At 73.0% G+C, this 11807-nt stretch carries 17 protein-coding genes; 12 read left to right on the top strand and 5 right to left on the bottom strand.

Going from position 1 to position 11807, the window contains the following annotated elements; all coding sequences use genetic code 11:
• Positions 1 to 109 precede the first annotated feature (109 nt).
• The 5 genes from argJ to D3218_RS15745 all read left to right on the top strand — a co-directional run bounded on the left by argJ (position 110) and on the right by D3218_RS15745 (position 3130).
• On the top strand, positions 110 to 1342 hold the full coding sequence (gene argJ, locus D3218_RS15765; protein WP_119541025.1) for a bifunctional glutamate N-acetyltransferase/amino-acid acetyltransferase ArgJ: 1233 nt from the start codon (positions 110 to 112) through the stop codon (positions 1340 to 1342).
• The gene (locus D3218_RS15760; RefSeq protein ID WP_119541024.1) at positions 1323 to 2111 is read left to right on the top strand and encodes a GNAT family N-acetyltransferase; all 789 of its coding nucleotides are present in this window, start codon (positions 1323 to 1325) and stop codon (positions 2109 to 2111) included. Before argJ ends, D3218_RS15760 begins: the two co-directional genes overlap by 20 nt.
• Positions 2112 to 2133: 22 nt before the next feature.
• Positions 2134 to 2541, top strand: coding sequence for a (deoxy)nucleoside triphosphate pyrophosphohydrolase (locus D3218_RS15755; RefSeq protein WP_119541023.1), 408 nt, complete (start codon positions 2134 to 2136; stop codon positions 2539 to 2541).
• A 119-nt stretch (positions 2542 to 2660) separates the two neighbouring features.
• Positions 2661 to 2933, top strand: a complete 273-nt coding sequence (locus D3218_RS15750) for a hypothetical protein (protein WP_119541022.1) — start codon at positions 2661 to 2663, stop codon at positions 2931 to 2933.
• On the top strand, positions 2927 to 3130 hold the full coding sequence (locus tag D3218_RS15745; RefSeq protein WP_168990553.1) for a Flp family type IVb pilin: 204 nt from the start codon (positions 2927 to 2929) through the stop codon (positions 3128 to 3130). Before D3218_RS15750 ends, D3218_RS15745 begins: the two co-directional genes overlap by 7 nt.
• Positions 3131 to 3143: 13 nt before the next feature.
• Here the strand turns inward: D3218_RS15745 and D3218_RS15740 are convergent, their stop codons facing one another.
• Positions 3144 to 4016 (bottom strand): class I SAM-dependent methyltransferase, encoded by an 873-nt coding sequence (locus tag D3218_RS15740; RefSeq protein WP_119541020.1) that lies wholly within the window; start codon positions 4014 to 4016, stop codon positions 3144 to 3146.
• 138 nt (positions 4017 to 4154) lie between these two features.
• On the opposite strand from D3218_RS15740, the gene D3218_RS15735 reads away from it, so the two are divergent.
• From D3218_RS15735 to D3218_RS15710, 6 genes are read left to right on the top strand one after another with little or no spacing between them, the layout of a single operon-like run.
• Positions 4155 to 4904: a ComFC family protein gene (locus D3218_RS15735; RefSeq protein WP_119541081.1), complete on the top strand. Its 750-nt coding sequence runs from the start codon at positions 4155 to 4157 to the stop codon at positions 4902 to 4904.
• A gap of 34 nt (positions 4905 to 4938) precedes the next feature.
• Complete coding sequence (gene grxC, locus D3218_RS15730) at positions 4939 to 5196, top strand: glutaredoxin 3 (protein ID WP_119541019.1); 258 nt, start codon at positions 4939 to 4941, stop codon at positions 5194 to 5196.
• Positions 5197 to 5206: 10 nt separating this feature from the next.
• Entirely contained in the window at positions 5207 to 6061 is an 855-nt protein-coding gene (locus D3218_RS15725) for a carbon-nitrogen hydrolase family protein (protein WP_119541018.1), read from the top strand.
• Positions 6058 to 6522, top strand: coding sequence for a DUF1178 family protein (locus tag D3218_RS15720; protein ID WP_119541017.1), 465 nt, complete (start codon positions 6058 to 6060; stop codon positions 6520 to 6522). The genes D3218_RS15725 and D3218_RS15720 overlap by 4 nt, the downstream gene beginning before the upstream one ends.
• A 23-nt stretch (positions 6523 to 6545) precedes the next feature.
• Positions 6546 to 6839 carry a DUF1289 domain-containing protein gene (locus tag D3218_RS15715; RefSeq protein WP_119541016.1) on the top strand — a complete coding sequence of 98 codons (294 nt, stop codon included), beginning with the start codon at positions 6546 to 6548 and terminating at the stop codon, positions 6837 to 6839.
• Between the two features lie 35 nt (positions 6840 to 6874).
• The gene (locus D3218_RS15710) at positions 6875 to 7150 is read left to right on the top strand and encodes a DUF1289 domain-containing protein (RefSeq protein WP_119541015.1); all 276 of its coding nucleotides are present in this window, start codon (positions 6875 to 6877) and stop codon (positions 7148 to 7150) included.
• 90 nt (positions 7151 to 7240) lie between these two features.
• On the opposite strand, the gene D3218_RS15705 is transcribed toward D3218_RS15710, so the two are convergent.
• The 4 genes from D3218_RS15705 to ubiG all read right to left on the bottom strand — a co-directional run bounded on the left by D3218_RS15705 (position 7241) and on the right by ubiG (position 10234).
• Positions 7241 to 7711, bottom strand: coding sequence for a Dps family protein (locus tag D3218_RS15705; protein ID WP_119541014.1), 471 nt, complete (start codon positions 7709 to 7711; stop codon positions 7241 to 7243).
• 296 nt (positions 7712 to 8007) lie between these two features.
• A complete protein-coding gene (locus tag D3218_RS15700; protein ID WP_119541013.1) occupies positions 8008 to 8484 on the bottom strand; it encodes a hypothetical protein in 477 nt (158 codons plus the stop codon).
• A 113-nt stretch (positions 8485 to 8597) separates the two neighbouring features.
• Positions 8598 to 9407 carry a serine hydrolase domain-containing protein gene (locus tag D3218_RS15695; protein ID WP_119541012.1) on the bottom strand — a complete coding sequence of 270 codons (810 nt, stop codon included), beginning with the start codon at positions 9405 to 9407 and terminating at the stop codon, positions 8598 to 8600.
• An 83-nt stretch (positions 9408 to 9490) separates the two neighbouring features.
• The gene (gene ubiG / locus D3218_RS15690) at positions 9491 to 10234 is read right to left on the bottom strand and encodes a bifunctional 2-polyprenyl-6-hydroxyphenol methylase/3-demethylubiquinol 3-O-methyltransferase UbiG (protein WP_119541080.1); all 744 of its coding nucleotides are present in this window, start codon (positions 10232 to 10234) and stop codon (positions 9491 to 9493) included.
• Between the two features lie 234 nt (positions 10235 to 10468).
• Here ubiG and D3218_RS15685 point away from each other — a divergent pair, with 234 nt between their 5' ends.
• Positions 10469 to 11722 carry an aspartate kinase gene (locus tag D3218_RS15685; protein ID WP_119541079.1) on the top strand — a complete coding sequence of 418 codons (1254 nt, stop codon included), beginning with the start codon at positions 10469 to 10471 and terminating at the stop codon, positions 11720 to 11722.
• The last annotated feature ends 85 nt before the right edge of the window (positions 11723 to 11807 follow it).

Below are 11807 nucleotides of genomic sequence, written 5' to 3'. Positions count from 1 at the left end.
GCGCCGCGCTTCCGGGACGCCCACTGCGCGCCAATTCGCGCTTGCCGCCGCACCGTCCCCTGGGGCACAGGGGAGCCGAACCCGAACATCCGTCGTCGAGGGCCGCGCCATGTCCCATCCCGTCTCCCCGCTCGCCCCCCGCTCCCACCCCGAGATGCCGCCGGTGGCGGGCGTCTCGATCGCGACGGGCGCTGCAGGCATCAAGTACAAGGGCCGCACCGACGTCCTCACGATGACCTTCGCGCCGGGCACCGCGGTCGCCGGCGTGCTGACCACGTCGAAATGCCCGTCCGCGCCGGTGGACCATTGCCGGGCGTCGTTGCCGGGCGGGCGCGCCCGCGCCCTGGTGGTGAACTCGGGCAACGCCAACGCCTTCACCGGCCGCAAGGGGCTCGCCGCCACGCAGACCACCGCCGCCGCCGCCGCCGAGGCCGTCGGCTGCGCGCCTTCGGAGGTGTTCCTCGCCTCCACCGGCGTGATCGGCGAGCCGCTGGACGCGGCCCGGATCACCCCGCTCCTGGCGGGCCTCTTCGCGCAGGGCGAGGGCGGGCGCTGGCGCGAGGCGGCCGACGCCATCATGACCACGGACACCTATGCCAAGGTCGCAACGCGCTCGGTGCGCCTCGGCGAGACCGAGGTGCGCCTCAACGGCATCGCCAAGGGCGCCGGCATGATCGCCCCCGACATGGCGACCATGCTGTCCTTCCTCGCCACCGACGCGGCGATCGAGCCGGCGGTGCTCCAGGCGCTCCTGGCGGAGGCCGTCGGGCCGACCTTCAACTCGGTCACGGTGGACAGCGACACCTCGACCTCCGACACGCTGCTCCTGTTCGCCACGGGCGCCGCCGGCAACGCGCCGGTCACGGAGACGGGCGACGCCCGCCTGGCGCCCTTCCGCGAGGCGCTGGGCGCCGTGCTGCTCGATCTCGCCCGCCAGGTGGCGCGCGACGGCGAGGGCGCGCGCAAGGAGATCGTGGTCACCGTGGAGGGCGCGGTGGACGACCGGTCCGCCAAGCGCGTCGCGCTGTCGATCGCCAATTCGCCGCTGGTCAAGACCGCGGTGGCGGGCGAGGACGCCAACTGGGGCCGCGTCGTGATGGCGGTGGGCAAGGCGGGCGAGCCGGCCGAGCGCGACCGTCTGGCGATCTCGTTCGGCGACGTGCGCGTGGCCGTGGACGGCGAGCGCGACCCCGCCTACAGCGAGGCGGAGGCGTCGGCCGCGATGAAGCGGGACGAGATCGCGATCCGCGTCGAGCTCGGCATGGGGACCGGACGCTGGACGGTCTACACCTGCGACCTCACCAAGGAATACGTCGCGATCAATGGCGACTACCGGAGCTGACCGCGTGCCGCGGCTGACCGTGGTGCGTCGGCTGGAGGCGGCGGGCTTCCGGGCCTGGCCGGCGAGCTCGACCTACTACGACGGCACCTGGGCGGTGCGCCTGACGACGAGCTTTCCGGCCAAGCGGCTGAACTCGGTCAATCCGCTCGACCCGGCCGACGACGTCGCCATCGAGGCGCGGATCGAGCGGGCGGGCCGGCGCTTCGCCGCCGCCGGCCGGCCGCTCCTGTTCCGCCAGTCGCCGCTGGCCCCGCCGGCCCTTGTGCGCCACCTGGACGAGGCCGGCTGGTCGAGCTTCGGCGAGTCCATCGTCTACACGGCGGACCTCGCCACGCTCGACCTCGCGGACGCGATCGACCGCATCCCGCTGCAGGACGCCCGCCGCTACCTCGAGGCCTCGCTCGCCGTGCACCACCGGCCGGCCTCCCTGCGCGAGGGGCTGGAGGCGGTGCTCGGCTCGATCCGCCCGCCGGCGGCCTACTTCGTGCGCGAGAGCGAGGATGGGACGCCGATCGCCGTGGCGCTCGCCATCTCCGACAACGACCTCGCCGGCATCCTCGACGTGGCGGTGCACCCGTCCGCCCGCCGCCGGGGCATCGGCATCGACCTCGTGGCGACCGCGCTGCGCCATACGGCGCACAAGGGCGCGCGCACCGGCTGGCTGCAGGTCGAGGCCGACAACCGGGCCGGGCGCGCGCTGTACGCGCGCCTCGGCTTCGCCGAAGCCTACCGCTACGTCTATCGCGCCCCGCCGGGCGTCGCCGCCTGACCCGCCCGCCGGAGCCGTTCCCATGCCGACGCCCCGCCTTCTCCTCGTCGCCGCCTGCGCGCTGCTCGACGCCGACGACCGCATCCTCCTGACCCAGCGCCCGCCCGGCAAGTCGCTGGCCGGCCTCTGGGAGTTTCCCGGCGGCAAGGTGGAGGCCGGCGAGACGCCGGAGGAGACGCTGATCCGCGAACTGCGCGAGGAGATCGGCGTCGAGACCAAGGCCGACTGTCTCGCCCCGCTCGCCTTCGCCAGCCACGGCTACGACGACTTCCACCTCCTGATGCCGCTCTACGTGTGCCGGCGCTACGAGGGCATTCCCCGCTCGATGGAGGGGCAGGCGCTGAAATGGGTGCGGGCGGGGGCGCTGCGCGACCATCCGATGCCGCCGGCCGACCTGCCGCTGATCCCCTTCCTGACCGATCTCCTGTGAGCCGGGGCGGGGAGCCCGCCCGCATTAAGCATGTCGCTTAAAGCGACCTTTACCCGCCCCGCTCATCATTCCGGCGGTCCGGCTGCGTGCGGCGCCGGACGGGATCGGAGCCGGATCGCATGCGGAAGAAGCCCACTCGATCGCCTCGCCGCGCCGGCGTCGCCGGTGCCCTGCTGCGCGCCGCGCTACTGGTGGCCCCGCTCGCCGGCGCTATCGCCTTCGGGATCGCGCCGCGCGGCTCCGACCGCCTCGTGGCGGCCAACGGTTCGGAGGGGATCGACACGATGACCACCGGATCGGTCTCCTCGTCCCGCTTCACCTTCGCCATGGGCGGCGCGCCGACCGGCGGATGCCTGCGCCTGCCGGACGGGCGCCAGGGCGGCGCATGCTGAGGTCCGCGTCCTTCGCGCGCGCGGCCACGCGCCGCTTCCTGTCCGATCGCGCGGGCGCGACGGCGATCGAGTACGGGCTCATCGTCGCGCTGGTGGGGCTGGCCCTCCTGGCGGGCCTCGGCGACACGCACGACGGCGTGGCCGCCCTGTTCAACGACCTGATGGAGAAGGTCGCGGACATCCTGAAAGAGCCGTAGCCGTCCGCAGGCGTCAGCGCCTCGGCTTCAGCGCCTCGGCCAGGCTGTGGGTCGCCGATCCCGGCTTCAGCGGCTTCTGCTGGCTCTCGTGCGGCTTCCAGCCCGACAGGTAGACGACGTCGAAGGTCGCGCGCACGCGACCGTCCGGGTCGGCGAACCGCTCGGCGTAGATCTCGGCCGCGCGAAGGAACAGGCGCCGGCCGGCCGGCCGGCGAGCGCGGGCATGGAGCATGTTGCTCATGCCCATGTCGCGCAGGTCGCGCATCAGCTCGAACATCGACGCGTAGCGCACGGTGAGCCGGTCCTGGTCGATCACCGGCAGGGCGAAGCCCGCCCGCTGGAGCAGCGCGCCGGCCTCGCGAAGGTCGGCGAAGGGAGCGACGCGCGGGCTGGCGCCCCCGGTGATCTCGGCCTCCGAAGCCAGGAGCGCGGCGCGCAGCTCGTGCAGCGTCTCGCCGCCGAGCAGCGCGGCCAGGAACAGCCCGTCCGGCCGCAGCGCGCGCCGCGCCTGGACTAGCACGCCCGGCGTGTCGTTGGTGAGGTGCAGCGACAGGGGCGACAGCACGAGATCCACGCTGTTCTCGGCGAGCGGCAACGCCTCCTCGTCGGCCACCACGCCCTCGCCCGGCCCGAGGAACCGCGCGTCGCGCTCGATGCGCAGGAGCCGCTCCACCTGCCCGCCGCCCCGCAGCCGCGCCTCGAGCGCGCCCGTGTGCCCGGCAAGCTCGACCCCCAGCGCGAAGCGGCGCTGCACCAGCGACAGGCGCTCGGCGAGTTCCTCGGCCACCGCGTCCAGGAGAAACGACGCGCCGCCCGCCCCGCGCGCCGCCGCCCGGAGGCGCCTGCGGTCGATCAGGTCGCGGTCGAATGGGGCGTTGGCGGTCATCGGCGGGCTCCGGGTGGATGGGCGGCGAGGGCTTGTGGCGCGCCGGAAGGGGAGTATCGTCGGGCGGGGCGGAAGGAAAGCGCCGCGGCCGGGCGACCGGCGCGGCACGGCGGACGGGGGCGCGGGGAGGCGATGGGCATGGAGTTCCTCCGGCGCGGGCTGTCCCGCTTCGCGGGGCCGATCGGGCGGCTGCTCTATCCGCCCGTCTGCGCGGGCTGCGGCGGCGCGCTGGCCGCGGCGCCCGCGGTCTGTCCCGACTGCTGGCGCTCCCTGCGCTTCATCGAGCGGCCCTATTGCGAGGTGCTGGGCCTTCCCTTCTCCTACGATCTCGGCGCCGGCTTCCTGTCGGCGGAGGCGATCGCCGACCCGCCGGTGTTCGCACGCCTGCGCGCGGCGCTGGTCTACGAGACGCTGGCCGCCCGCATGGTCGCCTCGCTGAAATACGCCGACCGAGCCGATCTCGTTCCGCTGATGGCCGCCTGGATGCGCCGGGCGGGGCGGGAGGTGATCGCGGACTGCGACCTGGTGGTGCCGGTGCCGCTGCATTCCCGGCGTCTCCTCAGCCGCCGCTTCAACCAGTCGGCCGAGCTCGCGCGCGCCGTCGCGCGCGCCGAGCGCCTCGCCTATGCGCCGCTGTGCCTGCGGCGGCGGCGCGCGACGCGCAGCCAGGTGGGCCTCGGGCCCGACGAGCGGCGCGAGAACGTGCGCGGCGCCTTCCACGTCCAGGCGGGGCGCGAGGGCGAGGTCCGCGGCCGGCGGGTGCTCCTGGTGGACGACGTCTTCACCACGGGCGCCACCGTGGAGGCGGCGACGCGCGCGCTGAAGCGCGCCGGAGCGGCCGAAGTGGACGTCCTGGTCTTCGCCAGGGTTGCGGCCGGCGCGCGATGACCGCATATCACCCTCGCCCATCGCGAGGACGCCCATGCCCCCCGTCACCATCTACACCCGGCAATTTTGCGGCTACTGCACGCGCGCCAAGGACCTTCTCACCCGCAAGGGCGTCGCCTTCGAGGAGAAGGACGCCACCGCGGAGCCGGCCTTCCGGCAGGAGATGATGACGCGCGCGCCCGGCAGCGCGACCTTCCCGCAGATCTTCATCGGCGAGCGCCACATCGGCGGCTGCGACGACCTGCACGCCCTGGACCGGGCCGGCGGGCTCGATCCGCTCCTGGCGTCCTGAGGGCGCGCCGATGACGACGTTCCGAGCCGCCGTGGTGCAGATGCGCTCCGGCCAGGATCCCGCCCGCAACATCGAGGCGATGGAGGTGCTGGTGGCCGAGGCCGCCGACCGGGGCGCGACCTATGTCCAGACGCCCGAGATGACAGGCATGCTGTGCCGCGACCGCGCCCTGTTCCGCGACCATCTGCGGCCGGCCGAGAGCGACCCGGTGGTGGCCGCCGCGCGCGCCCTCGCCCGCCGGCACGCGATCGTCCTACATCTCGGCTCGACCGCGGTCGCGGCCGCCGACGGCATGGCCGCCAACCGCGCCTTCCTGTTCGGGCCGGACGGCGGCACGATCGAGACCTACGACAAGATCCACATGTTCGACGTGGACCTGGACGGCGGCGAGAGCTGGCGCGAATCGGCGACCTACGCGCCGGGCACCCGCTCGGGGCTGGCGGACGTCGCCTTCGCCGACGGCTCGGCCCGGCTCGGCTTCGCGGTGTGCTACGACATGCGCTTTCCCGAGCTGTTCCGCGCCCAGGCGCTGGCGGGCGCCGAGGTGCTGACCGCGCCCGCCGCCTTCACCCGGCAGACCGGCGAGGCGCACTGGCACGTGCTCCTGCGTGCCCGCGCGATCGAGAACAACTGCTTCATGATCGCGGCCGCCCAGGGCGGGCGCCACGAGGACGGCCGCGAGACCTTCGGCCATTCGCTGATCTGCGACCCGTGGGGCCGGGTGATCGCCGAGGTGCGGGGCGACGAGCCCGGCGTCGCGCTCGCCGCCATCGACACGGACCTCGTCGCCAGCGTGCGCTCCAAGATCCCCAACCTGAAGAACCGCCGGCCCTTCGAGGCGCCGCGCCTGCCCGAACGGGCATGATCCGCTACGCGCTGCGCTGCCGGCGTTGCGGCCACGGCTTCGACGGCTGGTTCCGCTCCTCCGCCGATTTCGACGCGCAGGGCGAGGCGGGCCATCTGGCCTGCCCTGTCTGCGACGCCCGCGCGGTGGACAAGGCCTTGATGAGGCCGGCCATCGCGGCCGCGCCTGGATCGGGGGTGAGTGCCGGATCGCAGTCGGGGCCGACCGGCGGCGCTGTCGCGAGCGCGCCCTCCGGCGAGGCCGCCGCTCTCTATCGGCGCATGCAGGAGATGGCGCGCAAGGTGCGCGCCGAGGGCGAGAACGTCGGCGCGGGCTTTGCCGAGGAGGCCCGGCGAATCCATCGCGGCGAGGCCGAGGAGCGCCAGATCTGGGGCCAAGCGAGCGGGCGCGAGGTGCGCCGCCTCTTGGAGGACGGGATCCCCGCGCTGCCGCTGCCGCCGCTGCCTGAAGACCGGAACTGACGAGGCGACGCGGGAGACGATCCATGGCCAAGACCTTCGCCAAGGCGCCCAGCCCCTGCATCTCGGTCTGCAAGTTCCGGATCGAGGGGCAATGCATCGGCTGCCGCATGACCAAGCCGGAGAAGAAGCGGTTCAAGAAGCTGGAGGGCAAGGGCGAGAAGCGCGCCTTCCTGGCGATGCTGAGCGCGCGGCTCCAGGCGGCGGGGCGCTACGGCTACTGGTCGCGCCTCTATCGCCGGCGCTGCGAGAAGAAGGGCCGGCCGTGCCCGCTCGACAAGCTGGAGGCGGGCCTCGACAAGGGGCGGGAGGCCGCCTAACTGCAGGTCTCCCAAGACACGGAGCGGCCCCGTCCATGAGCGTATCGCCAGCCTGGGCCGACGCCCCGAGCCCCTGCGTCGACGTGTGCAAGTACAAGCGCGCGGGGCGCTGCGTCGGCTGCATGATGACCAAGATGGAGAAGGACTCCTTCCCCCGCTCGGGCGGCGCCGAGCGCAAGAAGGCGTTCTTCGACGCGCTGCTGGCACGCCTGCGTGCCGAGCACAAGAACCCCGCCTTCTGGGCCATCGCCTACCGCCGCAAGTGCGAGCAGGAGGGCGTGCCCTGTCCGTTGGACGGCGACGACCTCTGAGGCCTCGCCCCTCCCGAGACGCGAAGGGCCCGCCGGATCGCTCCGGCGGGCCCTTTCGCATGCCGGCGGCCCCTCGGGCCGGCGCGGCGCCTACTTGAGGTGGGCGCGCAGCATCCAGGCGAACTTGTCGTGGACCTCGATGCGGCCGGTGGCCATGTCGTTGGTCGCCCAGTCGCCGTGCTCCTCGGCGACCTGCGCCAGCGAGGACAGGGTGGACGACAGGGTCTCCTGATCCTTCATGAGGATCTCGATCATGGTGCGCGCGTCGGCGTGGCCGTCGTGCTCCTCGATCGCGCTGCGCTCGAGATACACGGAGTAGCGGCCTTCCGCATGGGCGTCGAAGGCCTTGATGCGCTCGGCCAGGGTGTCCTGCGCCTCGAAATGGTCCTCGTAGATCTTCTGGAACAGCTCGTGCAGCGGGCCGAAGCTCATGCCCGTGACGTTCCAGTGGAAGTTCTGCGCCTTGAGCGTCTCCACGGCGGTCTCGGCGAGGGCCTGCGTCAGGCCGTTGACGATCTCTTCCTTGGCGCTCGGCTCGATCTTGGCGGCAACCAGACCCATGGGGTTCTCCTTCGTCGGTGGTTCGGTTCGCGGCCCCGCCGCGTCGGGCGAGACTGAATTGGAATAATTCCAAACTAGACGCTCGCGCGCCCCGTTTCAAGCCTCTTTTGAATCATTCTAAACTAGTGGACGGACGTGGTCGCGGGCGTCGCCGGACACCCCTTGCGGCCACCAACAAGCGAACGCGGCGAGGCGTTGCACGGGAGAGTGTCCGGCGTCCCGTGCGCGGGGAGGGCCGGGTGCGGCGAGGCAGCGGGAGGAGGGGCGGCGGGATAGGCACCGGCCGCCGGCATGGCTCAGGCGGCGTCCAGCGCGCGCACCATGGCCGCGGACAGGAAGCGCATCCAGCGCCTCGCGCACGGGGCGACACGCCAGGCGACCAGCGCGGCGGCGGCCGCGTCCTGTTCGGCCCGGCACGCCGACACCAGGCGCAGGAGCCAGCATTCGTCGTCGCTCACCGACGCGGCGCCCGGCCGGTAGATCACCATCTCGGAGGATGCGCGCTCGGCAAGGCCCCGGAAGAACACGGTGGCGAGGCGGTCCAGCGAGGCGGTGGGCTGGCCGGCCAGCACGTAGCAGGCGCGCTCCAGGTCGGCGCGGGGCGCGAGCTGCGAGCGCAGCGCCAGCCAGCGCAGGCGCTCCAGATCTAGCCGCTGGTCGGCCGAAAGGCTGCGCGCCGCATTGATGCGCTCGGCAGTGGGGCAGCGCGGAAAGGCGACGACCCGGCGATCCGCGTCGAGCGAAGGGGAGAGCCGCGCTGGGGATGCTGACATCGAGGATTCCCGGTTTCCGAGGGGCCGAGGCCCCGCGGTCTCAAAACCTGACTTTCAACGGAAGCATTCCCTATCAGATCGCGCGAGGCACCGGAAGGGGGGCGGGCGACCCATCACAGATGAGGGCGGGCGGCCTCCAGCACGCCGAGCTGCGGATCGGGTCCCGGCTCGGCGCAGACGGCGCACACGGTGACGGACCGGGCCCCTTTCGCGAGGCGGAACGTGGCGCCTCGGCTTCCCGGGCCCGCCGCCCCGTGGCCGACGACGCCGACGCAGAGGCCGGCCTGCGTGCGCCATTCGCCGGTCATCGCGCCGAGGCCGTAGCCGGGCGCGTGCCAGGGAGGGCCGGCCTCGCCGTCGGCCAGCCGGTGGGAAGACAGGAGAGCGGCGAGCCCGTCCGCCGACAGGAAGCCCGGCTCGAGCAGCCGGTGGAGGAACAGGGCGGCTTCCCGCACGGGGCCGATCAGCGTGCCGTGGAACACCCAGCCCGGATGGTAGGGGAAGGGCGGCGGCAGGAGGAGGTCGGCCATGTCCCGCGCCGTCTCGGCGAGCCGCGTGGCGCGCAGGCCGAGCGGTCGGAGCAGGAGGCCGGCCAGCGCGTCTCCCAGCGCATGGCCCGTCCGCTCCTCCAGGCGCCGACGCGCCAGGAGATAGCCGACGTTGGAATAGCGCCAGCCCCCGTCCGGCGCGAAGAGCAGGCGGTGCGCCCGTGTCCGGCGCAGGACCGTGCGATCGCTCCAGGGCGTCTCGCCCGCCTCCACCGCCCGGCGATAGGCCGGCAGCGCGCCGTAGTCGGGGAGGCCGGCGGTGTGGCGCAGGAGCTGGCGCAGCGTGTACGGGGCGCCCGGCTCCGGCGCGTCGAGGTCGAGCCGTCCCTCGTCCGCCAGACGCAGGGCAAGGGCCGCGATCGCGGTCTTGGTCAGGCTCCACTAGGCGACGGGCGCCCCGTCGCCCGCCTCGATCACCGCGCCGTCGCGGCGCACCACCGCCACGGCGCGAGGGGCGCTCACGGCCGGCGGTGGAGCACCATGTAGTTCACGTCCATGTCGCGCGAGCGGCGCCACTCGTCGGCCAGCGGATGGTACACGACGCCCGTCTCGTCGATGCGCGCCAGGCCCTCGGCGCGAAGCGGCGCCTCGATCTCGGCCGGGCGCACCAGCTTGGCGTATTGGTGCGTGCCCCGCGGCAGCCAGCCCAGAACGTATTCCGCCCCCACGATGGCGAAGGCCAGCGCCTTGGCCGTGCGGTTGATCGTCGCCACGAACAGGAGCCCGCCGGGCTTCACCATGCGCGCCGCCGAGGTCAGGAAGAGGTCGACGTCCGCGACGTGCTCCACCACCTCCAGCGCCAGCACCACGTCGAAGCGCTCGCCCGCCGCGTCGAGAGCCTCGGCGGTCTCGGCGCGGTAGTCGATCGCCAGGCCGCTCTCGGCGGCGTGGAGGCGCGCCACCTCGATGTTGGTGGCCGAGGCGTCGGCGCCCACCACCGCCGCCCCCAGCCGCGCCAGGGGCTCGGCGATGAGCCCCCCGCCGCAGCCGATGTCCAGCATGCGCAGGCCGTCGAAGGGCTTCAGCGAGTGGAGGTCGCGGCCGAAGGCGAGACCCACCTGCTCGCGGATATAGGCGAGGCGCACCGGGTTGAACTTGTGCAGCGGCTTGAACTTGCCGCGCGGGTTCCACCACTCGGCGGCCAGGCGCGAGAAGCGCTCCACCTCGCCGGCGTCGATCGTGGTCTGCCGTGCCTCGCTCATGCGGCCCATCCGTTGCCCGAAAACTCCAGAGCCGGCATGTTCCGCCGCCGGCCCGGAAGTCAAGCGCGGCGGGCCGACGCGCTCGCCTTGCGCTCCCGCCCCGCTTCGGCTAACCGGGGCCGCCTGCCGCGCCCCGGAACGGGACAAGCGCGCGGGCGCTGTGTTTCCTCCAGAGTGGGCGGGTTCCCCGGCAAAGGTCCGGCGGGCCGTCCGCCCGGCATCGGTTCCAAGTCCATGGCGCGTCTCGTTCTCAAATTCGGCGGCACCTCCGTCGCCGACATCGACCGGATCCGGAACGTCGCGCGCCATGTGAAACGCGAGGTCGACGCCGGCCACCAGGTGGCGGTGGTGGTCTCGGCCATGTCCGGCAAGACCAACGAGCTGGTCGGCTGGTGCACCCAGGCCTCCCCCCTGCACGACGCGCGCGAGTACGACGCCGTGGTGGCGTCGGGCGAGCAGGTCACGGCCGGGCTCCTGGCGATCACGCTCCAGAACATGGGCGTCAACGCCCGCTCCTGGCAGGGCTGGCAGGTGCCGATCCGCACCGACGGCGCGCACGGCGCCGCGCGCATCCAGGAGATCGACGGCTCGGAGATCGTGCGCCGCTTCGGCGACGGCCAGGTGGCCGTGATCGCGGGCTTCCAGGGCGTCGCCCCGGACAACCGCGTCGCCACGCTCGGGCGCGGTGGCTCCGACACCTCGGCCGTGGCGGTCGCGGCTGCGCTCAAGGCCGACCGCTGCGACATCTACACCGACGTCGACGGCGTCTACACCACCGACCCGCGCATCGAGCCGAAGGCCCGGCGCATGGCGCGCGTCTCCTTCGAGGAGATGCTGGAGATGGCCTCGCTCGGCGCCAAGGTGCTGCAGGTCCGCTCCGTCGAGCTCGCCATGGTCCACAAGGTGCGGACCTTCGTGCGCTCCTCCTTCGAGGATCCCGACGCGCCGGGCATGGGCGACTTCCTGAACCCTCCGGGGACCCTTATTTGCGACGAGGATGAAATCGTGGAACAGCAGGTCGTCACCGGCATCGCCTACGCCAAGGACGAGGCGCAGATCTCGCTGCGCCGCGTGGAGGACCGGCCGGGCGTGGCCGCGGCCATCTTCGGGCCGCTGGCGGACGCCGGCGTCAACGTCGACATGATCGTGCAGAACGTCTCGGAAGACGGCACGCGCACCGACATGACCTTCACCGTGCCGGCCGGCGACCTCGCCAAGGCCACGCAGGCGATCGAGGACGCCAAGGCCGAGATGCGCTTCGACGTGGTGCAGTCCGAGCGCGGCCTCACCAAGGTCTCGGTGATCGGCATCGGCATGCGCTCGCACACGGGCGTCGCCGCCACCGCCTTCAAGGCCCTGGCCGGACGCGGCATCAACATCCGCGCCATCACCACCTCCGAGATCAAGATCTCCATCCTGATCGACGGCGAGTACACCGAACTTGCCGTGCGCACCTTGCATTCCGTGTACGGTCTCGACAAAGCTTGAGCCGCGGCGCCCGAGGGCGTCCTTTGAGTCCTCTCCGGCCCGATGTCCCCTCGGGCCGGGACCGATCGCCGACCGACGGAAGACG

Source organism: Aureimonas flava, assembly GCF_003583935.1.
Lineage (GTDB): Bacteria > Pseudomonadota > Alphaproteobacteria > Rhizobiales > Rhizobiaceae > Aureimonas > Aureimonas flava.
The sequence above is the reverse complement of the archived record's forward strand: the minus strand, read 5'-3'. Positions and strand labels throughout refer to the sequence as shown.